19 protein-coding genes are annotated in these 23,365 nt (G+C 58.5%); 9 read left to right on the forward strand and 10 right to left on the reverse strand.

Annotation, left to right across the window (positions count from 1 at the left end; all coding sequences use genetic code 11):
* Positions 1–217 precede the first annotated feature (217 nt).
* Complete coding sequence (gph, locus tag AC2FLG_RS11850) at positions 218–883, reverse strand: phosphoglycolate phosphatase (RefSeq protein ID WP_496701641.1); 666 nt, start codon at positions 881–883, stop codon at positions 218–220.
* A gap of 220 nt (positions 884–1,103) precedes the next feature.
* On the opposite strand from gph, the gene hemP reads away from it, so the two are divergent.
* Together hemP and AC2FLG_RS11860 are read left to right on the forward strand one after the other, a co-directional pair.
* Positions 1,104–1,271: a hemin uptake protein HemP gene (hemP, locus tag AC2FLG_RS11855; protein ID WP_142635762.1), complete on the forward strand. Its 168-nt coding sequence runs from the start codon at positions 1,104–1,106 to the stop codon at positions 1,269–1,271.
* Entirely contained in the window at positions 1,268–1,744 is a 477-nt protein-coding gene (locus AC2FLG_RS11860; protein ID WP_496706323.1) for a hypothetical protein, read from the forward strand. Before hemP ends, AC2FLG_RS11860 begins: the two co-directional genes overlap by 4 nt.
* A 52-nt stretch (positions 1,745–1,796) precedes the next feature.
* Here the strand turns inward: AC2FLG_RS11860 and AC2FLG_RS11865 are convergent, their stop codons facing one another.
* The 7 genes from AC2FLG_RS11865 to AC2FLG_RS11895 form a co-directional block, all read right to left on the reverse strand.
* On the reverse strand, positions 1,797–4,862 hold the full coding sequence (locus AC2FLG_RS11865; protein WP_496706324.1) for an aminotransferase class III-fold pyridoxal phosphate-dependent enzyme: 3,066 nt from the start codon (positions 4,860–4,862) through the stop codon (positions 1,797–1,799).
* A gap of 109 nt (positions 4,863–4,971) precedes the next feature.
* The gene (locus tag AC2FLG_RS11870) at positions 4,972–5,844 is read right to left on the reverse strand and encodes an NAD(P)-dependent oxidoreductase (RefSeq protein ID WP_496700757.1); all 873 of its coding nucleotides are present in this window, start codon (positions 5,842–5,844) and stop codon (positions 4,972–4,974) included.
* Between the two features lie 97 nt (positions 5,845–5,941).
* Entirely contained in the window at positions 5,942–6,331 is a 390-nt protein-coding gene (gene cueR, locus AC2FLG_RS11875) for a Cu(I)-responsive transcriptional regulator (RefSeq protein ID WP_496706326.1), read from the reverse strand.
* A complete protein-coding gene (locus tag AC2FLG_RS11880) occupies positions 6,328–8,808 on the reverse strand; it encodes a heavy metal translocating P-type ATPase (RefSeq protein ID WP_496706328.1) in 2,481 nt (826 codons plus the stop codon). The genes cueR and AC2FLG_RS11880 overlap by 4 nt, the downstream gene beginning before the upstream one ends.
* A 103-nt stretch (positions 8,809–8,911) precedes the next feature.
* Entirely contained in the window at positions 8,912–9,073 is a 162-nt protein-coding gene (locus AC2FLG_RS11885) for a hypothetical protein (protein WP_496696238.1), read from the reverse strand.
* Positions 9,074–9,120: 47 nt separating this feature from the next.
* Entirely contained in the window at positions 9,121–9,741 is a 621-nt protein-coding gene (locus AC2FLG_RS11890; protein WP_496706330.1) for a pyridoxamine 5'-phosphate oxidase family protein, read from the reverse strand.
* Between the two features lie 12 nt (positions 9,742–9,753).
* Complete coding sequence (locus AC2FLG_RS11895) at positions 9,754–10,218, reverse strand: nuclear transport factor 2 family protein (RefSeq protein WP_496706332.1); 465 nt, start codon at positions 10,216–10,218, stop codon at positions 9,754–9,756.
* Positions 10,219–10,513: 295 nt separating this feature from the next.
* On the opposite strand from AC2FLG_RS11895, the gene AC2FLG_RS11900 reads away from it, so the two are divergent.
* Both AC2FLG_RS11900 and AC2FLG_RS11905 read left to right on the forward strand, forming a co-directional pair.
* Positions 10,514–11,089 (forward strand): TetR/AcrR family transcriptional regulator, encoded by a 576-nt coding sequence (locus AC2FLG_RS11900; RefSeq protein WP_496700747.1) that lies wholly within the window; start codon positions 10,514–10,516, stop codon positions 11,087–11,089.
* 106 nt (positions 11,090–11,195) lie between these two features.
* Complete coding sequence (locus AC2FLG_RS11905; RefSeq protein ID WP_142635778.1) at positions 11,196–12,353, forward strand: acyl-CoA dehydrogenase family protein; 1,158 nt, start codon at positions 11,196–11,198, stop codon at positions 12,351–12,353.
* 55 nt (positions 12,354–12,408) lie between these two features.
* Here the strand turns inward: AC2FLG_RS11905 and AC2FLG_RS11910 are convergent, their stop codons facing one another.
* Entirely contained in the window at positions 12,409–13,302 is an 894-nt protein-coding gene (locus AC2FLG_RS11910; RefSeq protein ID WP_142635780.1) for a LysR substrate-binding domain-containing protein, read from the reverse strand.
* A 98-nt stretch (positions 13,303–13,400) separates the two neighbouring features.
* Here AC2FLG_RS11910 and AC2FLG_RS11915 point away from each other — a divergent pair, with 98 nt between their 5' ends.
* The 4 genes from AC2FLG_RS11915 to AC2FLG_RS11930 are packed head-to-tail and all read left to right on the forward strand — an operon-like array spanning position 13,401 to position 19,114.
* The gene (locus AC2FLG_RS11915; RefSeq protein WP_496706410.1) at positions 13,401–14,570 is read left to right on the forward strand and encodes a pyridoxal phosphate-dependent aminotransferase; all 1,170 of its coding nucleotides are present in this window, start codon (positions 13,401–13,403) and stop codon (positions 14,568–14,570) included.
* Between the two features lie 10 nt (positions 14,571–14,580).
* Positions 14,581–16,773 carry a dehydrogenase E1 component subunit alpha/beta gene (locus AC2FLG_RS11920; protein ID WP_496706334.1) on the forward strand — a complete coding sequence of 731 codons (2,193 nt, stop codon included), beginning with the start codon at positions 14,581–14,583 and terminating at the stop codon, positions 16,771–16,773.
* Positions 16,770–17,804, forward strand: coding sequence for an ACP S-malonyltransferase (locus AC2FLG_RS11925; RefSeq protein WP_496706336.1), 1,035 nt, complete (start codon positions 16,770–16,772; stop codon positions 17,802–17,804). The genes AC2FLG_RS11920 and AC2FLG_RS11925 overlap by 4 nt, the downstream gene beginning before the upstream one ends.
* 41 nt (positions 17,805–17,845) lie before the next feature.
* On the forward strand, positions 17,846–19,114 hold the full coding sequence (locus AC2FLG_RS11930) for an NAD(P)/FAD-dependent oxidoreductase (protein WP_496706337.1): 1,269 nt from the start codon (positions 17,846–17,848) through the stop codon (positions 19,112–19,114).
* On the opposite strand, the gene AC2FLG_RS11935 is transcribed toward AC2FLG_RS11930, so the two are convergent.
* Complete coding sequence (locus tag AC2FLG_RS11935; protein ID WP_281972455.1) at positions 19,101–20,006, reverse strand: LysR family transcriptional regulator; 906 nt, start codon at positions 20,004–20,006, stop codon at positions 19,101–19,103. The two genes, AC2FLG_RS11930 and AC2FLG_RS11935, sit on opposite strands and share 14 nt — an antisense overlap.
* Positions 20,007–20,082: 76 nt before the next feature.
* On the opposite strand from AC2FLG_RS11935, the gene AC2FLG_RS11940 reads away from it, so the two are divergent.
* Complete coding sequence (locus tag AC2FLG_RS11940) at positions 20,083–23,295, forward strand: reductive dehalogenase (RefSeq protein WP_496706339.1); 3,213 nt, start codon at positions 20,083–20,085, stop codon at positions 23,293–23,295.
* The last annotated feature ends 70 nt before the right edge of the window (positions 23,296–23,365 follow it).

Consider the following 23,365-nt stretch of genomic DNA (forward strand, 5'->3'; position numbering starts at 1 on the left):
GGAAAATGACAATATTCAACGAATTTCTAGAATTTACGGATAATTTATTATTTAATTTCAATACTCTATCTAGGGCTACGGGAAACCCCCTATATCTTTGATTGGAGCGATTCGTTAACTTCAAATCATCCAAGGAGTTTCCAAGGACCTACCACTTTTCCCCCTTGAGGGGCTGGCTACTTACCCCCTCGGCCGGCCCCTCACTAGTTGGGGGACATCAACCCAATTCCCCCAAAAGCTCACTTACGAGCGCAGGCACTTCGTGCCAGTCGGCGAAGTTACAGGTATGATACAGTTCAGAAACCGGGCTTTTCCGATAGCCTTCCGTGAATAGCAAAAAGGGCACCTGGGCCCGTTCAGCGGTTTCTGCATCGACCTCACTGTCACCCACGAACAGGCGCGGACCTATAGCGGCCACTGCGCTAAAACTTGCCTCAAGATGGGCTGGGTCTGGTTTGCGCGTGGCCAGGCTGTCACCACCCAGGGTGGCATCGAAATGATGGGTCAGGCCCATCGACTTCAGAACATGGTCAGCCGGTGCTTTGGGTTTGTTTGTACAAACACCCAGAACACAACCCATCTGGCGCAGCTGTTCAAGCGCTTCGGCCACGCCAGGGTAAACGACGGTTTTGTCGCTGGAGGCTGCGTTGTAGTGGGTCAGCGTCAGTTCCGATAGCTCGGCATGGCGATCCATAGGCAGGTCGCAATGAAACATCATACGTTCTACCAATTTCGGGAGGCCATTGCCGACGAATTGTTTGATCGTGTCCTGGGGCAGGGGCGGGACACCAGTGTCCCGCAGCATTGCATTCGCAGCGGCGGTGATGTCCGGAAGGCTGTCGACCAGTGTTCCGTCCAAATCGAACATAATTGTAGCGCTCATTGAAATCCTTGCCTCTGAAGCTGCACAGCAAGTCCTAATTGGTGTGTTCAGGCAGTGCAATTCAACCCGGTTGCGAGAGTGGGATATTGAGGCTTGACATACCTGACTAAAATAATCAGATTATATTTCAAGCCGTCAGCAACCCCGGAATCGGGCCAGCCAGATACCCGAAAAGTAAACCGATAAGGCGCATTGCCTGAAACCCTCCGGAGTGATCCTGATGAATGTTCAGAACCCGAATCCCAGCCAGTCTTTTGCCGTATCAATGCTGCCTGCACATAAGGCTGAAGATCTGACCAAAGGGGGCAATCTGGCCCATATCGAGCTGGGCGATCAGCTGTACACCCTGCGCATCACGCGCGCGGGCAAACTGATCCTGACGAAATGAGCGCGCCTGTAGCCCGGGGTGGCGCGACCGTTGGTCGTCTGTCCGACCTAAGCCCTGTCGAGGCCGGTGCGGTCATGTATCTGCGCCTCTGGGGGGACGGAATGCAAACGCGTATGGATGCGGCGCAGGACTTTCAGATCGCCCTGGGTACGGATCAGGGCCGGGCAGCGATGTTGACGCTGGACCGGCTGTGCTCGCTTTGTGCCCATCACGGGCGGCGCCCGCTGATCCGGCATGGGTTGGGCTGTGCCTGCCTTGGCGCGGATGAAAACTGTTTCGCCCAGATGATTGCGGCGGCATCAGAAGGCGCGCGCGAAGACGCTATGATGATGGCGTCCCTGATCGCCCGTCCCGATTTTGCCCCCGCATTGGCCGCTTTGTCTGAGGAATTAGGGCTGGCTTTGCGACGCATGACGGTCTCGATCCCGATGCCAACCTCAAGACATCAGAACCCCACTGCCACGCTGCACTAAGCAGCAGGGCAGGTGCAGAACCCCGGCGAATGCGCGCCGGGGTTCCGTGCCCTCAGCAGCAGCCGCACCCTGCGTGGTGATGGTCATGATCGCATGAGGGTGGCGGGCTGTAATCACCAACTTCTGCCAGCACATCCCGTAATGCCCACAGGATCATGTCCACATCTTCCGCTTCGATCGTCAGCGGCGGGCGAATTTTCAGGATGCTGTCCTTTGGGCCTTCGCTGCCAATAAGAATCCGGTGGTCGCGCATCCGGTTCTTGACATATTTGCAGATCTCACGGCCCTCAGAGCCATCGGGGTTGATCAGTTCGACTCCAACGAACAGGCCCATGCCGCGCACATCACCGACAGATCCGAAATCGGTCTCGATCTGACGCAGGCCTGTCATCAACCTGTCGCCCATCAGGCGGGCATTGTCCTGCAAGCCTTCATCATCGACGATATCCAGAACTTCTTTGCCGATGCGGCAGGACAGGGTCGATCCGCCAAAGGTCGAAAAGAACTCGATCCCGTTGTCAAAGCTGCGGGCGATCTCTTTGGTAGTAACCAGAACGCCTAATGGATGACCGTTGCCAATGGGTTTGCCCATCGCCACGATATCCGGCAGCGCGCCTTGATGCTCAAAGCCGAAATAATATTTGCCCAGACGCCCCAAACCTGTCTGCACCTCGTCGGCGATGCAGACACCACCAGCGGCGCGGATTTTATCATAAACCGCGGGCAGATAGCCTTTGGGTGGTATGATCTGCCCGCCAACTGAAGGGAAGGTCTCGGCAATGAAACCGGCAACGCCCTGACCTTTGTCCTGTAGGGCTGCAATCGCTGGGTCCACTAGATCTGCAAACTTCTGGGCGCGATCGGGGTCGTCGCGCCGGAAAGACCCTCGGTAGTCATCCGCGACCTCAACCAGTTCCACCCAATCCGCCTGACCAACTCCGCCCGGTTTGTTGAACTTATAGGCCGAAATTGCCACGGCGGCGTTGGTATTGCCGTGATACCCATGATCGGGCGTCACGATCCCTTTGGCGCCGGTATGGGCGCGGGCCAGCCGCAGGGCGAGCTCATTGGCTTCGGTGCCGGAATTCACAAAGAAGCAGACCTCGAGGTGATCGGGCAGCTTGGACAGAACCTTATCGGCAAAAGCCGTCTGGGCCGGATGCAGATACCGGGTGTTGGAATTCATCCGCTTGAGCTGATCTGCTGCGACAGCCTGAATGCGCGGGTGGGCGTGGCCCACATGGGGTACATTGTTATACGCATCCAGATAAGGGCGACCCCATTCGTCAAACAGGTGATGCTTCCAACCGCGTACCAGCATGACTGGATCGTCATAGGTCAGGGACAGGTTGCCTCCGAAGTGGTCCTGCCGTCCCTGCAGGATCGCCTGTTTATCGGTCGGCCGATAGAACACCTTGTCATCGGGAAGGTTCAGCAGAGCCGCCGGATTCGGGCAGACGGCGTGCCACAGTTCAAGCTCGTCAGGGTCGCCAACACCCGGCCAGTTGGCCTGCATCCCGTTCGTAGTCAGGGCCAGCTGGAAATGTACATGTGGGGCCCAGCCCCCGTTCTGTGTGACATCCCCAAGCCGTGCAAAAGCCGCTCCCTGTGCGACTGGATCGCCCGGGTTCAGCCTGTCGCAGACCTCGGGATCCAAATGTCCGTAGAGTGTATAGAACGGATCGCCTTGGGGTGTTTCGTGATGCAGGATCACCACCCCGCCATAGTCAAGGTGACTGTCGCGGTTCTCGACCGCCTCGACCCGGCCACTGATCGGGGCATTCAGGACAGTGCCGGCAGGCGCGAACACATCCACCGCCAGATGCACGGTGCGTCGGTCCGAAGCTTTCCATGGCCCTTTGCGGAACCCCGGCTCTGCGTAAATCAGGCGGGGTTCATTGTAATATCCCAACCAGAAGTCTGTGATATTTTCCTCGCCAACACGTGCCGCCTCGGCCAGGGGCATGTGGAATGGGTTTTGCGGCCACACGGAGTTTTCGACCGATAGCGAGCCAATGGGCACATCTTTTAGACCCTGTCCAAACATCTCGGCGAATTGACCACGATGCGCGGACAGATAGGCATGGATGCGTTCGGCCCCATCGGTGACCGGCAGACTACAGGCGACGCGCAGGCGCGCTGGCATCAATCCGCCATTGACGCTGTGGTCCTCAAGAAACCGCCAGGCCGGCGCCTGACTGATGGTGACATAAGGATCATCCGGGTTTTCAAGGGCCATCAGGGTCGAGTTCACAACCGACACAGCCAGTCGCATCCGCAAGAGAGGCCAGATCAGATCGACTTCGTCCGCGCGCAGGGGGTTTGCCGCCTGATAGCCGCGCACCAGTGCCGCCAATGCGCGTTCGGGTTGCGGATGATCCAATACGATATAGGCCCCGGCAATCGCCAGATCGCAAACGCGTGGCGCGGCACACATATCGCCAAGGTCAATCAAGCCCGACACCCCCGGGCGCTGGCCAAGCTCTGCTTCGACCAGAACGTTATAGTCATTGGCGTCATTATGAATCGCCTGACTGGACAAGCCTGCCAACTTGTCTGATATCGCATTGAATTCGGAACATATCTCGGCCAGCACTGCCTGTCGCGCGGGGCTACTAACGGTGTCCAGATGCTGTTCGATCCACCCTGCCTGCGTCAGATTCCATTTGAAATCGCCCCGGGCCAAACCCTCATGCGTGAACCGCTCTAATGCGCGGTCTGTAGCACCCAGAACGCGACCCAGCTTTAGGATCAACTCTTCGGATTTGGGTGCCGATTTCGCATAGCATTGCCCAGGCAGGCATTCCAGCAACCAAACAATGCGCGGTACCCCCTCGTGATCTTCGATTCGGGGCAGATAGCCCCCCTGCAAATCGGGAAACACTGTAGGAAATGGCAGCCCTGGTGCTTCTGAGGCGATATGTTCTAAGGCTTTGACCTGCAGGTCCACAAGCTCTGCTTCGCATCCGGGGCGCATGACTTTCAGAACATAATCCTGTCCGTTGGTTGCCCGGACCAGAAAATTAAGATCGTATTCGCCGTCCAATCGGGTCAGCCGCGCGTCCAGCCCCCAATTTTGCCGCAAAGCATCAGCCCAAAATGCGATGATGTCGTTCATTTGAAACCCTGTCCCAGTAAACCGGGGTCCTTTTCATCTGGCTAAAAATATCTTCGGGAGTGAATTGGCCCTGCGGGCCAAGAGGGGGGCAGACAGCCCCCTTTTCCCGTTACCCCAATGCGCGCAACCGTTTAATAAGCGAGGACGTATCCCACCGATTCCCGCCCATTTTCTGCACATCCTTATAGAACTGATCAACCAAAGCCGTCACCGGCAGGGATGCCCCTGTTTCATCTGCGGTATCCAAGCAAATTCCCAGATCCTTGCGCATCCAGTCCACCGCGAAACCGTGCTCGAAATGATCGTCCAACATGGTTTCATAGCGGTTCGCCATCTGCCAACTGCCTGCGGCCCCCTGACTGATCACTTCCACAACCGCCCGGCCATCCAGCCCGGCTTTTTCGGCAAAATGCAGCGCCTCGCTGAGGCCCTGAACCAGTCCGGCAATGGCGATCTGGTTGCACATCTTGGTCATCTGACCGGCGCCACTGTCCCCAATGCGGCGGCAGATTTTGGAATAGACCTGCATAATGGGCTCGGCCGCGTCATAGGCAGCCTGATCCCCCCCGCACATGATCGACAGAACGCCGTTTTCGGCACCGGCCTGTCCGCCCGAGATCGGCGCATCTACAAAAGCGATTCCTGCAGTTTTCCCGGCACCATAAAGCTCTCGGGTTACCTTTGCGGAGACGGTCGTATGGTCGACGAAAACCGCGCCGCTGGACATTGCGCCGAAGGCGCCATCGTCGCCGGTGCAGACCATGCGAAGGTCATCATCATTGCCCACACAAGCCATGACAAACTCGGCTCGCTCAGCCGCCTCGCGCGGGGTAGCGGCCATTGAGCCGCCATATTGGGCGACCCAAGCCTCGGCCTTAGCGGTGGTTCGGTTGAAAACCGTGACCTCATGACCTGCAGCCTGCAGGTGGCCGGCCATTGGATATCCCATGACACCCAAACCAAGGAACGCAACTTTTGCCATTTGGTGAACCTCTCTGCTGTCCGGGTCCGGTCAGACGCCGCAAGCCGGATTGTTTGGCAGAGACAAAGCAAAGCTGAAGACAAAGGGCAACCCCGTGTCAGGGTTGTCCGCCCAAATCCTTCAGGATCGGACAATCAGGCCTGTCGTCGCCGGCGCAGGCGTCAATTAAATGACCCAACGTATCGCGCATCGCATTAAGGTCGGCAATCTTCGCTTCGATCTGGACCATATGCGCGCGGGCAACCTTCTTCACATCTGCACTTGCGCGGGATTCATCCTCATACAAGGCCATCAGGGTCCGGCAATCTTCGATCGTAAATCCCAATGCGCGGGCCCGGCCCAAAAAGCTCAGTTTGTGCACATCCTGACTGCGGAACCGGCGATAGCCATTATCATCGCGCAGGGGTTTGATCAGTCCGATATCTTCGTAATAGCGGATGGTCTTGGTAGGGAGACCGGTTTGGTTGGAAACGTCGCCGATATTCATGACGTCACCATTTGTGGAGCCGCCGTATGTGATCCCTCGGGCAGGCTGGCGCGAACCCTGCGAAGACGCAGCGCGTTTGTGACGACAAAGACGCTGGACAAAGCCATGGCTCCGGCCGCCAGAACCGGGGAAAGAAGCGGGCCGCCAAAAGGATACAGCAGCCCGGCGGCGACGGGGATCAGCAAAACGTTATATCCAAACGCCCAGCCCAGATTCTGACGGATATTGCCCATAGTCCGGCGGCTGATTTCAACCGCATTGGCGACCCCGCGCAGATCGCCCGACATCAGCACCACATCCGCCGTTTCAATCGCCACATCCGTGCCAGTTCCGATTGCAATGCCGACATCCGCCGCAGCCAATGCCGGGGCGTCGTTGATCCCGTCACCGACAAAGGCCAGCTCTCCGAACTGGTCGCGCAGGGCGTTGATTGTGGCGAGCTTTCCGTCCGGCAGGACCTCGGCTGTAACATGGTCAATGCCCAGCTTGTTTGCCAAAGCCTGCGCAGTTAGGGCGTTGTCCCCGGTGACCATCGCCAGCGTCAGGCCCATAGTGTGCAGCCTGTGCAAAGCTTCGATCGTGCCCGGTTTGACCGGATCCGAGACCGTAAGAAGTGCCGCAGCCTGACCGTTGATCGCGACGAACACAGGTGTCGCCCCTTCGGCGGCATGCTGGTCGGCCTGTTGGCTCAACGCGGATAGATCAATGCCGTTCTGCGCCATTAATCTGGGTGAGCCGATCAACAGATCGTGCCCATCAACGGACGCGTGCGCACCCAGCCCTGTTAGCGATTCAAAGCCGGAGATCGAGGGCAGGTCCGCCGGTCCGGCCCGCGTGATCGCCGTGGCAATCGGATGCTCGGACCGCGCCTCAACCGCAGCGGCCAGCCGCAGAACCGTATCGCGCTCAAACCCATTCGTGGTCGTAACATTCGCCAGTTCAGGACGCCCCAGTGTCAGCGTCCCGGTCTTGTCCAAAGCGATGATCTTAGCCTGTTGCAACTGCTGTAACGCATCACCTTTGCGAAACAGGACGCCCAGTTCGGCGGCTCGCCCAGTCCCCACCATGATCGAAGTCGGAGTCGCCAGCCCCATGGCGCAAGGACAGGCAATGATCAAAACCGAAACCCCTGCGACCAATGCCATCGGCAAGGCAGGAGCGGGGCCAAAGACCAGCCAGACCGCAATGGTCAGTAGGGCAACGCCAATCACAACGGGAACAAACCACGCCGTGATCCGGTCGACCAACCCCTGTATCGGCAACTTGGCACCCTGAGCTTGCTGAACCATCTGGATCACCTGTGCCAGCACCGTTTCGGACCCAACCCGCGTGGCGCGCACGCGCAGCGCGCCCGTGCCGTTGACCGTGCCCCCTATCACCTGATCTTCGGCCGATTTCCCTATAGGAACGGGTTCGCCGGTAATCATGCTTTCATCCACGTATGAGGTGCCGTCCAACACCTGAGCATCCACTGGGACGCGCTCTCCGGGTCGGATCTGCAGCACATCGCCAACCAGGATTTCGGATATGGGCCGATCGACCGTGCCCCCGTCCTGTTCTAGCCGGGCTGTTTTCGGTTGAAGCCCGACCAGTTTGCGAATAGCGGCCCCGGTCCGGCCTTTTGCCCGCGCCTCCATCGCGCGACCCAGCAGGATAAGGACCACGATGACCGAGGCGGCCTCGTAATACACATTTGCACTGCCTTGCGGCAGAACCTGAGGCGCAAAGGTGGCCAGGACGGAATACAGATAGGCGGCACCGGTTCCCATCGCGACCAGCGCATTCATATCAGGTGTCCCGCGCAGCAAGGCCGGGATACCCTTGGCATAGAACACCCTTCCGGGGCCAATCAGCAGAACCGATGTCAGCACAAACTGGATGAGATGGCTGGTCTGAATCCCGATTGTCGCCTGAACCCAGTGATGAAAGGCTGGGATCATGTGCCCGCCCATCTCGAGTATAAACACAGGCAAAGCCAGCGTTGCAGCGATCAGGGTGGTGCGGATCAGCGCAGAGGCTTCGCCCGGTTTCTCATCGTTGCTTTCGGCCATCCTGGAAGGGTGCGCCGGATAGCCCGCTTTGGTGCTTAGCTGCGCCAGCTTCACAGGATCAGTTGCCCCGTCGGCAAAACGAATGGTCGCGGTTTCAGTGGCCAGGTTGACCCGAGCACTTATGACGGCCGGATCTGCGCAGAGTGCTCGTTCAATCCTTGCGACGCAAGAAGCACAACTCATTCCGTCAATCTGCAGAACGGCTTCTGCCACTGACACCGGATAACCAGCTTTGTCCAGCGCGCCCGTCAGGTCGCTGATCGGCCCGTCATAAGTGACCTGTGCGGTCTCGGTTGGGAAGTTGACCGAAGCCTCGGTAACCCCGGGAACATTGCGCAACGCAGATTCCACGCGGCCTACGCAGGATGCGCAGCTCATTTCGGTGACCTTCAGTCTGATAGCATGTGGGGTGGCCAATCGACTCATCCTGTCCTGTTTCCAACCCTAGATGGGGGTTCCAGTCACAGGAAGGTCAAGGGCAGAGATCATGATTTAGGCACAATCTCTTGTTTCGGGGGCCGTACGGTTCTTAGTCTTGGGTCAGTTTTTCCAGCAGCAGCGAATTATAAAGCGCGGGCGGGGATGTCCGAACAGCTTCGGGAGATGCGAAAAATCCCAGCATAAGAAAGGCAATCGACAAAGCGAAACCAAACAGGACTATGAAGGCTCGGTGCAGCGTTAACGTTATCATGATGTCAGTCCTTAAATCACAAGTTGGGGAATGCTTGGCACTGGTGCTTATTTCTTATTTTCCAGTTCCCGTTTCAGCCGGTCATTTTCCGCCTGAAGTTGGGCCATCTGCTGGCCCAATTCGTTCAGGTGGGGGCGCAGCTCGGCCTCGGTGAATCGTGGGGTAATGTGACTTGGGCAATTCCAGTCCAGACCTTCGACCTTGATAATGACGGCGCGCTCTGCCGGGGTCTGGGTGCCTTCGGGGGAGAGGCTGGCAGCCGCCGCAGCGCCTTCGGCAATTTCGACACGCCCAAGTATTTTAAGGCGTCGCTGGTTGGCATAATCCATCAGGATCAGCGCAACCCGGTCATTGCCATCCAAATTCCCGCGCGAGATATACTGTTTGTTGCCCGAAAGATCAGCATACCCGATGGTCTGCGCATCAAGTACTCGTAAAAACCCCGCGGGTCCGCCACGATACTGCACATATGGCCAGCCGGTCTCGGACACGGTTGATTGGTAGAACCCGTCGCGGGCCTCGATGAACTCTTTTTCGGCGGCTCTGATTTCGTGACCCTGCACAGGGCCGCTTTCCAGGAATTTCGCATAGGTTTTTGCCGATCCCATCCTTTCTTGATGGGTGAGAACAGCAGGCGTGAAGGTTAGTTTGGAAAAAGCACGTGGCATAATAGGTCCTTTCTACAGGCCCAGATCAGACAGGCCGGGATGGTCGTCAGGGCGCGGACCAAGAGGCCAAAGGAAAACCCTATCCTGTTGCCTGATCGAAAGGTCGTTCAGCGAGGCATGACGTTTAGCCATCCGACCATCCCTATCGAATTCCCAGTTCTCGTTACCATATGAGCGGAACCACTGGCCGCTGTCGTTCCGCCATTCATACGCATAGCGCACGGCAATACGGGTTTCCGAATAGGCCCAGAGTTCTTTGATCAGCCGGTACTCCTGCTCATTTCTCCACTTGCGGGTCAAAAGCGCGTGAATTTCAGCATGGCCCGCGACAAACTCGGCCCGATTCCGCCATTGGCTGTGCTCGGTATAGGCGGGCGTCACGATATCCGGATCGCGGCTGTTCCAAGCATTTTCAGCCATGCGGACCTTTTGTGTAGCGGTCTCAGCAGTGAATGGCGGCAGAGGGGGGCGGCTCATGTCATGATCCTTCAGGTCAGCGATGCAGCGAGCAGCGCAAGGGTCAACAGAAATGGGATGTACTGGCGGTTGAAGGGGCTGGTACGGCGTTTCATGACGGCTCCTAGTTAACTGATCGGTACATCGTATCGTTAAGGTGTACTGATCGGTACCTCTTTGCAAGGGGCGCCTGTAAAATATCTAAAATTTTTCTCTATCCAGGTGGAAAATAAAGAGAATTTCCTGAACATTGGTGGCCCTTGCGGATTATGGAGGGTACAATTATGTACAGATCGGTACGTATAGGAGGCGAATCATGCGCCCAAACAAAAGGGATGAGCTGGTCCGCAAGGCCCTGAAGGTCTTTTATCGTGACGGTTTTCATGCGACCGGCATGGACAAGCTGGTGGCTGAGACGGGTGTGTCGAAGACTTCGATGTACAAACATTTCCGCACCAAGGAAGATCTGATTCTGGCGGCTTTGCGTCTGCGGGACGAGAATTTCCGCAACTGGTTCATGCGTCGTGTCGAGGAATTGGCCGACACCCCTGCGGACCAGTTGATTTCAAGCTTTGATGCACTGGGCGAGTGGTTCGCCGAAGACGGGTTTCGCGGCTGCATGTTCATCAAGGCTGGCGCCGAGTTCCAGGAGAAAGAGCACCCGATCCACGTGCAGGCGGCGGAACACAAGCGGTTGTTGTTGGAATATTTCACGGATCTGGCCCGCAAAGCCGGTGCCTGCGACCCTGAAAGCCTGGGATGTCAGATTCTTCTGCTGAAAGAAGGGGCAATCGTGACGGCGGTTCTGTTGAAAAGCTGTGATCCCGCGCAAGATGCCAAAGCTGCAGCGCGGGTCTTGCTGGAAAACGCGTTGGCCGCACCGATCCCGTGACCCGGCGAAATCTTCCAAAAGACGTTGCGTAGCGTTTCATCCAACGCATTGGATTACTTGGCGGTCCAAATTACGCTGGCGGCAAGTTGATCTTGGAGGATGCGCAATGTCTCTTATTACCCCTACATCCAGCTGGGTGTCCGAAGAGCACCAGATGTTTGCCGAAATGGCGAACCGTTTCATGCAGGACGAACTGGTGCCCAATATCGAGCGCTGGACCGAAAACGGGGTTGTTGATCGTGCGTTCTGGCGCAAGGCCGGTGACATGGGACTGATGGCTGGCGCGATCACCGAAGAACACGGCGGTGTCGGTGGTGGCATGGGATTTGATGCTCTGACCATGTACGCCCAGACCTCGCACGGAGATTCCGGTTGGGGCTATGCGATCCAGTCGATTGTCATCCACTATATCACCGCTTATGGCAGCGAAGATCAAAAGTTGAAATGGCTGCCGAAACTCGCCTCGGGCGAGATGGTCGGCGCGCTGGCCATGACAGAGCCCGGAACCGGTTCGGATGTGCAGTCGATCCGCACAACTGCGGAAAAGAACGGTAACTCCTACTGTCTGAACGGGTCCAAGATCTTTATCACCAATGGGCAATCTGCGGACTTGATCCTTGTGGCCGCAAAGACCGACAAGACCCAAGGGTCGAAAGGGGTATCGTTGGTCGCGGTCGAAACGCAGGGCGCAGATGGGTTCCGCAAGGGGCGGAACCTCAAGAAACTGGGCATGAAGTCCAATGACACGGCCGAGCTGTTCTTTGAGGACGTCAAGGTCCCGATGACAAACCTGATTGGTGCGGAAGAGGGGCAGGGTTTTTACCAGATGATGCGGCAACTTCCCTGGGAACGCCTGACGATTGCAATCGGTGCCCTGGGTGCGATTGATTTCGCGATTGCCGAAACAGTGAAATACACGCAGGAGCGCAAAGCCTTCGGTCAGCGCGTGATGGATTTCCAGAATACCCGCTTCAAGCTTGCCGAGTGTAAAACCAAGGCCGAAGTGCTGCGCAGTTTTGTCAACGACTGTATTGCCCGACTTGAGGCTGGAACTTTGGATGCATCGACCGCGTCGATGGCCAAATACTGGGGGTCTGAGGTGCAGAATGAGATCATGCACGAATGTCTGCAGCTGTTTGGTGGCTATGGGTTCATGATGGAATATCCGATTGCTCGGCTTTACGCGGATGCGCGGGTTCAGATGATCTATGGCGGGACAAATGAGATCATGAAGGAACTCATTGCTCGGTCGTTGGACACATAATCCTGTTCGGAACGCTCCCGCCCCGCAGTTTTCTAGGGTGGTCGGAATGGCCCGGTCACGAGATTTGGTCGACTTGGCCTTGCAGCCAAGAACAGAACGACTTCAGCGGCTCGGATGCCACCCGGGATTGCGGCCAGACCAGAAAGAAATCGCCCAGACTGACGCCCGGGCCTTTCCAGGCGGGAACGAGTCGCCCGGTTTTCAGGTCGTCTTCGACCAGATAGCTGGGCAGCAGCGCCACCCCAAGCCCATGAATTGTGGCTTGTCCCATGGTCGAGAATTGGTCGAACAACATGCCGCCAAGCCCTGATGCCACAAGCCCTTGTGCGGCAAACCATTGCTCCCAGGCATCAGGGCGCGTTTCCAGGTGCAGCAGCGGGGCATTCATTAGCCAGTCAATCTGTTCCGGGTTTTTGGGCAGAATTTCCGGAGCGCAAACCGGTACAACATTTTCACGCATGATCGGCAGGTAGTTGACGCCGTGCCAATCTCGACGCCCGAAATGAATCGCGGCGTCGAAATGTTCCGTTTCGAAATCGAAGGGGCGAAGCCGGGTGTTCAGATTGACGGTCACCTCGGGATGTCGGCGGGCAAAGTCCTGAAGACGGGGCGCCAGCCAATGCATCCCAAACGCCGGCAGGATCGACAGGTTCAGCGATCCTCCGGTCGGATTGGCTCTGAGTTTTAGGGAGGCCTGCGCCAGTTGGTGCAAGCTTTTGCGCGCGACCTGAACGTATTCTTTTGCCGCCGGGGTAAGCTGCAGCCGCATCTGGGTTCGCTGGATCAGTTCGATGCCCAGCTGTTCCTCCATCGACTTGAGCTGTCGGCTGATGGCGCTTTGGGTCAGCGAAAGCTCTTCCGCTGCCGCCGAAGCACTGCCAAGGCGGTCAACGGCCTCGAGTGCCAGCAGAGAGGGGATAGACGGCAGAAAACGACGGGGGGCGATCATATGATAATTCCTCATACCTTTCGGATGGAATATCACTGGCTTTTAGGGCCCGCCAGCCCGATACCAAATGAATATTTTGGTCAAGAGAGACGTTGGCAGTGTCCAGGGAAATCGCAGCAGATAGTTTTAGGCGTGCAGACAGGCTGCGCGGGATTGAGTTGTCAGAGATTGTTCAGATCTCTGAGCAGGCTGCACGCCTAAAGGCGCAGGGTGTCGATGTGGTCGCGCTCAGTACTGGCGAGCCTGATTTTCCGACCCCTGAACATGTGGTCGAAGCGGCCCATCAAGCGGCGCTGGCCGGGCAAACACGGTACCCGGCGACGGCAGGGGCGCCGGACCTCCGGGCGGCTATCGCCGTCGGGGCCAGTGTCCGGCCGGAAAACGTGATCGTCTCGACCGGTGCTAAACAGGTTTTGTCCGGGGCGCTGATGGCCACGCTCGATCCCGGGGATGAAGTTATTATCGCGGCGCCGTTCTGGACCAGCTATGCGGATATGGTCAGGCTGTCCGGCGGTATTCCGGTTGTGCTGGACTGTCCGGTTTCTCAGGGGTTCAAGCTGACCCTAGCACAGCTTGAGGCCGCAATTACGCCGCGCACTCGCTGGCTTTTGCTGAACACGCCCTCAAACCCGACCGGCGCGGTCTATACTGAATCGGAAATGCAGGCTCTGGGTCGTGTTTTGGACAGGCATCCCAATGTTTGGGTGATCTCGGATGAGATTTACCAACACCTGACCTATGTTCCCTTCACGCCATTTGTTCAGGCCGTGCCGCATCTGGCGGATAGAGTGCTGACCGTAAATGGAGTTTCCAAGGCCTATTCGATGACCGGGTGGCGGATCGGTTGGGGAATCGGGCCATCACCCTTGATCAAGGCGATGACCGCTGTTCAGGGGCAGATTACATCAGGCGCATGTTCCATCGCGCAGGCGGCAGCATTGGCTGCGATTACCGGGCCGCAAACGCTATTGGGCGAACGCCTGCAGGCGATGCGGGCGCGCCGTGATCTTGTGGTTGCTGGGTTGAATGCCGCGGGTCTGGAGTGTGCCGTTCCGGATGGCGCGTTCTATGTCTTTCCCAAAACACCGGCTGAAATGCCGGTCGATCACGAATTCTGCCGGTATCTGCTGGACGAAGTCGGGGTGGCACTGGTGCCGGGGCGTGCCTTTGGTTTGCCGGGCCATCTGCGGCTTTCTTTTGCTTACGCCACCGAAAGCCTGCAAGAAGGGTTGCGGCGCATTTCTGTTGCGACCGCCAGATTGAAGTAGAGGGGCCGCCATGGATCGCGCTCAGATCGTTCATGAGAATTTCCTGACACGTGTGGCGCAAGGCCACCTGCCTGACGGCGCAGCCCCGCGCCCCGGACTTAGCAATACCGAGGCGGTGTCGCTGTACCGGTCGCAGGTTCTCAGCCGGGCACTGGACCGTACCAGCCGCGCAATGCAGAAGGCGGGGCAGGGGTTCTATACCATCGGCTCGTCCGGGCATGAGGGCATGGCGGCTGTCGCCCATGCTCTGCGGCCCACGGACATCGCGTTTCTGCACTACCGGGATGCCGCCTTTCAGATCGCGCGATCCGAACAGGTGCCGGGTCAGCAAATCGCTTGGGATATGTTGCTGAGTTTCGCCTGCTCGAAAGAGGACCCGATCTCGGGTGGTCGGCACAAGGTACTGGGCTCGAAGGCACTGATGATCCCGCCGCAGACCTCGACCATCGCCAGCCATCTGCCGAAAGCTGTGGGTGCGGCCTATTCCCTGGGTGCAGCGCGGCGGCACCCGCCCGAACATCGCGAGCTGCCACAGGACGGGATCGCGATGTGTTCGTTCGGGGATGCGTCGGCCAATCATTCCACTGCGCAGGGGGCGATCAATACGGCGGGGTGGACCAGCGTGCAATCGACCCCTCTGCCGCTGTTGTTCGTCTGTGAGGATAACGGGATCGGTATTTCAGTCAGAACGCCAAAGGGATGGATTCAGGCGTCGATCGAGCACCGCCCGGGGATCAAGTATTTCCAGGCCAATGGGTTGGATATTTTTGAGACCTACGCGGTCGCGAAAGAGGCGGCAGACTACGTGCGCATCCGTCGCAAACCTGCCTTCCTGCATCTGAAAACCGTTCGGCTTTATGGCCATGCGGGCGCAGACGTCCCGACGACCTATATGGCGAAATCCGAGGTCGAAGCTGATGAGGCAAATGATCCGCTGCTGCATTCGGTGCGGCTGTTGGATCAGGCCGGGGTGCTATCGCCGGATCAGGCGCTGAAGATCTATCAAGACACTTGCGCCCGCACCGACAGGGTCGCGGCACAGGCTGTGACCCGCCCGCATCTGACTACCGCTTCCGAGGTCATGGCCAGCCTGATCCCGCCAAAGCGTGACTGCAAACCCACCAATGGTCCGGGGGCCGAGGCCCGTTCAGCCGCTTTTGGCGGCGACATGCGCGCGATGGACGATCCTCAGCCGATGAGTCGTCTGATCAACTGGGCACTGACCGATCTAATGCTGGAACACGCCGAGATCGTGTGCATGGGCGAAGATGTGGGACGCAAGGGTGGCGTCTATGGCGTGACCCAAAAGCTGCAACAGCGGTTCGGCCCGGATCGGGTGATCGACACGCTGTTGGACGAACAGTCCATCCTGGGGCTGGCCATCGGTATGGGGCATAACGGCTTTGTCCCGATCCCTGAAATTCAGTTTCTGGCCTATCTCCACAATGCCGAGGACCAGATCAGGGGCGAGGCCGCGACCTTGCCCTTTTTCTCGAACGGGCAATTTACCAATCCGATGGTCCTGCGGATCGCCGGGCTGGGATATCAGAAGGGTTTCGGGGGGCATTTCCATAACGATAACTCTCTGGCCGTTCTGCGCGATATTCCTGGTGTGATCATTGCCTGCCCCTCGACCGGTTCGGACGCGGTGCAGATGCTTCGAGAATGCGTAAGGCTGGCCCGCGAAGAGCAGCGCGTCGCGGTATTCCTGGAACCCATTGCGCTTTATCCGATGCGCGACCTCCATCAGGCACAAGATGCCGGATGGATGACGACCTATCCTTCACCGGATCGCAGCATCCGCCTGGGCGAGGTCGGGGTACAGGGGGACGGCACCGATCTGGCGATTGTGACCTATGGCAACGGCCACTACCTGTCGCGGCAAGCCTTGCCCGAACTTGAGGCCGCAGGGATCCGAACCCGGATTATCGACATGCGATGGTTGGCTCCATTACCTGCAGAAGCGTTGCGCGAGGCCACCAAAACCTGTGCGCATATTCTGGTCGTTGACGAATGCCGTCGGACCGGAAGCCAGTCAGAGGCGCTGACAACTTTCTTCGTCGAAGAAAGCCCCGACACCCCAATCGCCCGCGTAGTGGCAGAAGACAGCTTTATCGCGACCGGGCCTGCATATGCTGCGCCATTGCCGTCAAAGGATAATATTGTCGCCGCTGCGCTCAATCTGACTGGAAACCGCTCATGACCCGCACTGCCGTCGTGATCTGCCCGGGTCGGGGCACCTATAACAAGGCCGAGCTGGGGTATTTGCACCGACATCACGCAAACCGGATGCAGATGTTTGGCAATTTTGACGCCATCCGCGCCAATGCGGGGCAAGCGGCAGTCACGGCGCTGGACGGTGCTGATCGGTTCACGGTCAGCAAGTACTCGCGCGGTGATGTGGCCTCACCCCTGATTTATGCGGCCTCTTTGGCCGATGCTCAGGTGCTGGCCGATGACACTGAAGTGGTGGCTGTCACCGGCAACTCGATGGGCTGGTACATCGCCCTCGCCGTCGGAGGCGCGGTGTCGCCCGAGAATGGCTTTCGTGTGGTGAACACAATGGGGACGCTGATGCAAGACCACCTAATTGGTGGGCAGCTCGTATACCCGTTTTCAGACGATAGCTGGGTGGCTGATCCTCAGCGTAAGGCTGAATTGCTGGCGGATGTGGCGCAGATCAACGCGCAGGACGGTCAGGTGCTGGCATTGTCGATTGATTTGGGCGGAATGCTGGTTCTAGCGGGTAACGAAGAGGGCTTGCGCGCGTTCGAGGCATCGTGGCCGAGTGTGCAAGACAGGTTCCCCATGAGGTTGGCAAATCACGCCGCATTTCACACCCACCTTCAAGCTCCGGTGGCTGCGGAAGGGCGCACGCAACTTGGTGCGGAGCTGTTCAAACAGCCTGACCGGCCTCTGATCGACGGGCGTGGCAAAATCTGGTGGCCGGGTGCGACGGACACGCAGGCACTGTGGGATTACACCCTGGGACATCAGGTGACCGCGGCCTATGACTTCACCCGCGCAATCCAGACCGCCGCGCGCGAATTCGCGCCTGACCTGTTCATCGTGACAGGCCCCGGAGCGACTTTGGGCGGTGCCGTTGCGCAATCGCTGGTTCTGGCCGGGTGGCAGGGGATGTGCGATCGGGCAGCGTTTCAGTCGCAGCAAGAGGCGCGGCCTTTCCTGATCGCGATGGGGCGTGAGGATCAAAGGGCTCTTGCGACGACCTGATCCCGCGTCCTAATGGTTTTTGACACCGCAAGGAGCCCGCATTGAGCGACTACGATCAATCCCTTTGGCTACACACCTGCCGCGAGCATGTGGAGAGCGCCCCGCTGACCAGCGATTTGTCTGTGGACCTTGCGGTGATCGGCGGCGGTTATACTGGCTGTTCCGCGGCTTTGACGGCCGCACGGGCCGGAGCCTCGGTCTGTGTCTTGGAGGCACAGGAGATCGGGCATGGGGGATCCGGGCGCAATGTGGGGCTGGTCAATGCCGGACTCTGGGTGCGCCCTGCTGACATTTGCGCCCATCTGGGGGATGCGGACGGAACGCGTCTTATCGAAATCCTTGCGGCGGCCCCAAGTGAAGTATTCAGCGTGATCCAGACACATGGGATCGAGTGCGAGCCGATGCGCAAGGGCACGTTGCATTGTGCGCATTCTGGCTCTGGTCTTGCTGATTTGAAAACACGCCATGCACAGTTGCGTCAGGCAGGCGCTCCGGTCGAGTTGCTGTCGTCGGACAAGACGTACCAGCGCACGGGCAGCGCCACCTTTCGTGGAGCTCTGTTCGACCCGCGCGCCGGAACGATCCAGCCGATGGCATATGTGCGTGGTCTGGCCCGCGCGGCTGCCGCAATCGGGGCACGCGTTCACACGCACAGCCCAGTGATGACGATGCGCCATGTCGATGGCCAGTGGCTGTTGGAAACCCCGCAGGCCACGGTGCGCGCCAAATCAGTGATCCAGGCCACCAACGCGTATCATCGGAACCTGCCCGATACGGCACCGGCCTATGTTCCTGTCTCGTATTTTCAATTCACTACTGCGCCGTTGTCCGACAATCTGCGCGCGAGTATTCTTCCCGGAGCCGAAGGATGTTGGGATACCGGCCTGATCATGACCTCTTTCCGAATGGATCACGACGGGCGCTTTATCCTCGGCGCAATGGGCAATCTAGAACATGCGGGCAGCGCCGCGCATACCGGATGGATCAAGCGCAAACTGTCAGAGCTTTATCCTCAGCTTGCGGATCAACCCTTGCAGCAGGGATGGCATGGCCGCATTGCGATGACCTCGGATCACATTCCCAAGATCACCCGGATCGGACCGGATGCGGTTTCGATCCATGGCTATTCAGGCCGGGGTATCGGGCCGGGCACGGTGTTTGGCCGTATGGCGGCTGAGAGCCTTTTGGCAGGGGATCCGGCGTTGCTGCCAGTTCCCGCTGTGGCGGAACATACTGAACGCTGGACCCGCCTGCGTCACGCCTACTTTGAAACCGGTGCTGCACTGACCCATTTGATCAAGGCGCGCTGATGTCAGCTGCTATGGCTTCGATCCTTCTGCGCAGCCAACGATGCGCTGGATCATTGGCCGACCTTTGGTGCCAGACCATGTAAAGCGGAACCGGGGTGCATTCGAAGGGCAAATGCGCACAGTCCAACCCGGCCAGAGGACCTTGTCTCATCAAGGCGGTATCGGTCGAGATCAACGAGCTGCCCCGCACAAAGGCCGGTATCGCGTTGAAATGGGGCAGGGTAACAATCGGCGCTCTGATCTGGCTTTGATCAACACCCCGCATGACGGCACGGGCGTTGCGACCATCGGAAAAGCGCACCTCGATATGGTCGCTCTCGCAGTAGGTCTGCCAACTGTTTGGCGGGGTGCAATGGCCGGCATCATAAAACATCATCAGCGGGCTTTCGAGCAGCCGTTTCTGGTAAATGTCCGGCCCATCCGGCGGCAGAGGGGTGACCATCAACTGACACCGGTCGCTGCGCAACAGGTCCGGATCGGGAACGCCCGATGGGATGAACTCTAACCGTAGCCGTGCACCCTCGGCGCGTGTGTCGCGCAACAGCCTTGGGAATATCACTTCGCGTGGCATGTCATTTGTGGCGATGCGAATGTCGATCTGTTCGGATAACGGGTCAAAGGGGCGACCGTCGGTCAAGGCACGCATCCCGTCCAGCACCGTTTGAATAGGGTCCTTCAGGGACAAGGCCCGTTCGGTCGGGGTCAGGCCCTGACCTGAACGTACAAACAACGGATCGCCCAGCACCTGCCGCAGTTTGGACAGCGTGTGGCTGATTGCCGATTGCGTGACCCCCAGCCGATCGGCTGCTTTCGAGACCGAGCTTTCCTCGAGTATTGTCAGAAAGACCCGCAGGACTTTGCCGTCCAAATCAGTGAAATCATTTTTATTCATATTATTTATGATTAAGTATGAATGGTATTGCTGTCTACCGGGCATTAAGGGTCAGACGGGCAAGGGGAGGCACGCTATGGGAATCCGTTTCTTTTCAGACCGGAACAGGCCAGTTCATATGGGCGGCTACCCGCTAGAGCGGTTGGCGCGGCAGGACACAATGCCGGACCTGTCTCAGGTGACGCCTATGGGCGATCTTAGCTTTCGCCGACCCGATCAGCCCCACAGCATCGTCAATGCGATGGGTGAGTTTCAGGCGATGATGGATGCGATCCGCGACGGGTTGGTGAACCCGGCAATGGGCGATATCCCGTCAGATCCGAATGCGCGCGCCAACCATCTGAAAGCCTTTGGTTATTTCAACGATGCGTCGATGATTGGGTGCGGGCCACTGCCGCCGGAAGCACTGTTGCCCGAGCCGCGCCGCAACCCTGATATCGACCGGCTGGCTGATGCCCTGAGGACACGGCAAACCAAGACGTTGGCCTCGGGCATTGATGTCATCATGGCGGATTTGAAGGACAGTATCGAGGCTGCGCCCAAGCCAATCGACACTCACCGCCATGCAATCGTGTTTCTCTACGAGCACAACCGCGACCCGGACCCTTCTGAACCGGGCGCCGATTGGATCACGGATGCGCAGGACCACCGCGCCTGTCTGCTGGCGGCCGAGAATGCGGTGGTGATTGCCAACTACATCCGTCTGCTTGGCTTTGATGCACGGGCGCATTCGGCGATGTCGTCGGATGTTGATCTGGGCAAATTAGCGGTCGCTGCGGGATTGGCCTCGGTCGAAGGTGGACAGCTTGTCGCCCCCTGGCTTGGGACCCGGTTCGGGCTGGCCGTGGTGACGACCGAGTTGGAGATCGCTCATGACCGCCCGCTGTGCCCGATGGCTCAGCAACCGTGGTTTCGCACACAAGGACCGGCATGGTGGTTGGGGGCGGGTTTTGCCAAGAATGCGTTGAACCGAGACTCCTATGCCAAACGGCGCTATGTCGACGGCGCGCATCCCTTCGAAAAGCTTAAGCGTGTCGAAACGCCGACAACTTATATTGACGAGGAAAACGTTGCACGCGTCCCCAAACGGGCTGACATGTTTGCCCGGGCGCAATTCGGCGACATGGGTAAGACTCTGCAGGACGCCGCCAAGGGTGGGCATTATGTGCGCAAGGCGGCCCCCAGTTTCGCGCAACGGCGCGCGCTGGGCGCGTTTGTTCTACTGCAGGATGGCGACAGTGCCCAGACCACGCCACCGACAGATGCCGCCCGGAACGCCGCCAATATCAAGGCCGCGACCTATTTTCTGGGTGCGGATGCCGTCGGTCTCAGCCGGTGCCCCGATTGGGCGTGGTATTCACATGATGCCGCCGGAGAAGAGATCACGCCGCCGCATGATCAAGCCATCAGCATGATCATTGATCAGGGTTACGAGACCATGGAAGGGTCCAGTGGCGACGACTGGATTGCAGTGGCCCAATCCATGCGCGCCTATCTGCGGTTCTCGCTTTTGGGTGGGGTCGTTGCACAGCAGATCCGCAACCTTGGGTACAAGGCAAAGGCCCATACGGTGATGGATGGCGAAGTGCTGCAGCCTCCGCTTTTGCTGTTGTCGGGACTGGGAGAGGTCAGCCGGATTGGCGAGGTCATCCTGAACCCCTATTTGGGCCCGCGTCTGAAATCCGGTGCGGTCACAACAGATATGCCTCTGGCTCATGACAAGCCGATAGATTTCGGACTGCAGAGTTTTTGTGAAAGCTGCAACAAATGCGCGCGAGAATGCCCCTCGGGGGCGATCACCGCCGGGCCAAAACTGATGTTCAATGGCTATGAAATCTGGAAATCCGACAGCCAGAAATGCGCCACTTACCGGGTGACAACATCGGGTGGTGCGATGTGCGGGCGGTGCATGAAAACCTGCCCATGGAATCTGGAAGGCATCTTCAAGGAACGTCCCTTGCGTTGGGCCGCGATGAACTTCCCCCAAGCCGCGCCAGCGCTGGCGAAACTGGACGATGCGGTGGGCAATGGTGGCTTGAACGACACCAAGAAATGGTGGTGGGATATCGAATTGCAGCCCGACGGCGCGTATCGCCCGACCCAGCATCCGCTGAACCGGCGCAACCTGCAGACGGACCTTGCCCTGAAATATGAGGATCAGACGCTGGCGGTCTATCCCGCCTATCTGGCCCCGCATCCCTGGCCCTATCCTTTTGCCATGGACCGCGAAGCCGGGATTGCAGCTTATGAAGCGATGGTCACGGCAGAGGAGTACAAGGCACGCAAGGCCGCCGGGGACATGTCTGTTGTTCACAACTATTCGATCGCAGGTGATGCCCCTGTCATGCGGGTCGAGCTGAGCATGGTCGACCGGATGACAGATGATGTGACCAAATATGAGTTCGCGACGCTGGATGGCGCGCCGCTGCCTCAGTGGACCGCAGGCGCCCATCTGGACGTGCTGGTCGCGCCAGAGTTCCTGCGGCAATATTCAATGTCCGGCAATCCGGCGAACGCAGCGACCTATCAGATCGGTGTCTTGCGCGAGGATGAGGGGCGGGGCGGCTCGGCCCTGTTGCATCGGATTTTTACCGAAGGGCGCAAGGTTTTCATCTCGAAGCCGATCAACCATTTCGAACTGGAGGAGACCGCCACCAGGACATTCCTGATGGGCGGCGGAATCGGTATCACGCCGATGATCGCTTTTGCCCACCGCCTGCACAGTCTGGGCAAACCCTTTGCGCTGCATTACTCGGCCAGTACCCGCGCCGGGGCGGGGTATCTGGACGATCTGGCTGCAATGCCCTGGGCCGATCACGTGCACTATCATTTCTCGGACGAAGGCACGCGCGCTGATTTACAGTCAATCCTGTCGGGATATCAGGCAGGTTGGCACGTCTATACCTGCGGCCCGGATCGGTACATGGAAGGCGTGATGCAGGCAGCGGAACGTCAGGGGTTCCCAGACGAGGCGCGGCATCTGGAGTATTTCTCCGTTCCCGAGCAGCCCGAATATGAGAACCATTCTTTCACGCTGAAACTGGCCAAATCGGGGCGAGAGCTGCAGGTTCCCGCCGACAAACACGCGGCGCAGGTGCTGAACGAAGCCGGAATTCAGGTCGATGTGAAATGTTCGGACGGAATTTGCGGCGTCTGTAAATGCGGTGTGATTTCAGGTGAAATCGAGCATAGGGATTTCGTGCTGTCGAACAAGCAGCGCGAAGGCGCAATCATCCTGTGCCAAAGCCGTGCTGCGGACCCGGACGGGGTGGTCGAGATCGACCTCTGATCCGAGGTCTGGAAACGACATTTCGGGATCGAAAAATAGGTCGTTCTTGCCATGGACGCCAGTGTGTTGC

The sequence above is a fragment of the Ruegeria sp. CDSA193 genome (assembly GCF_059611885.1).

Excerpts from the sequence above, each read along its gene's own strand:
- gph (WP_496701641.1), bottom strand. The coding sequence starts at position 883 with ATGAGCGCTACAATTATGTTCGATTTGGACGGAACACTGGTCGACAGC.
- hemP (WP_142635762.1), top strand. The coding sequence starts at position 1,104 with ATGAATGTTCAGAACCCGAATCCCAGCCAGTCTTTTGCCGTATCAATG.
- AC2FLG_RS11860 (WP_496706323.1), top strand. The coding sequence starts at position 1,268 with ATGAGCGCGCCTGTAGCCCGGGGTGGCGCGACCGTTGGTCGTCTGTCC.
- AC2FLG_RS11865 (WP_496706324.1), bottom strand. The coding sequence starts at position 4,862 with ATGAACGACATCATCGCATTTTGGGCTGATGCTTTGCGGCAAAATTGG.
- AC2FLG_RS11870 (WP_496700757.1), bottom strand. The coding sequence starts at position 5,844 with ATGGCAAAAGTTGCGTTCCTTGGTTTGGGTGTCATGGGATATCCAATG.
- cueR (WP_496706326.1), bottom strand. The coding sequence starts at position 6,331 with ATGAATATCGGCGACGTTTCCAACCAAACCGGTCTCCCTACCAAGACC.
- AC2FLG_RS11880 (WP_496706328.1), bottom strand. The coding sequence starts at position 8,808 with ATGAGTCGATTGGCCACCCCACATGCTATCAGACTGAAGGTCACCGAA.
- AC2FLG_RS11885 (WP_496696238.1), bottom strand. The coding sequence starts at position 9,073 with ATGATAACGTTAACGCTGCACCGAGCCTTCATAGTCCTGTTTGGTTTC.
- AC2FLG_RS11890 (WP_496706330.1), bottom strand. The coding sequence starts at position 9,741 with ATGCCACGTGCTTTTTCCAAACTAACCTTCACGCCTGCTGTTCTCACC.
- AC2FLG_RS11895 (WP_496706332.1), bottom strand. The coding sequence starts at position 10,218 with ATGAGCCGCCCCCCTCTGCCGCCATTCACTGCTGAGACCGCTACACAA.
- AC2FLG_RS11900 (WP_496700747.1), top strand. The coding sequence starts at position 10,514 with ATGCGCCCAAACAAAAGGGATGAGCTGGTCCGCAAGGCCCTGAAGGTC.
- AC2FLG_RS11905 (WP_142635778.1), top strand. The coding sequence starts at position 11,196 with ATGTCTCTTATTACCCCTACATCCAGCTGGGTGTCCGAAGAGCACCAG.
- AC2FLG_RS11910 (WP_142635780.1), bottom strand. The coding sequence starts at position 13,302 with ATGATCGCCCCCCGTCGTTTTCTGCCGTCTATCCCCTCTCTGCTGGCA.
- AC2FLG_RS11920 (WP_496706334.1), top strand. The coding sequence starts at position 14,581 with ATGGATCGCGCTCAGATCGTTCATGAGAATTTCCTGACACGTGTGGCG.
- AC2FLG_RS11925 (WP_496706336.1), top strand. The coding sequence starts at position 16,770 with ATGACCCGCACTGCCGTCGTGATCTGCCCGGGTCGGGGCACCTATAAC.
- AC2FLG_RS11935 (WP_281972455.1), bottom strand. The coding sequence starts at position 20,006 with ATGAATAAAAATGATTTCACTGATTTGGACGGCAAAGTCCTGCGGGTC.
- AC2FLG_RS11940 (WP_496706339.1), top strand. The coding sequence starts at position 20,083 with ATGGGAATCCGTTTCTTTTCAGACCGGAACAGGCCAGTTCATATGGGC.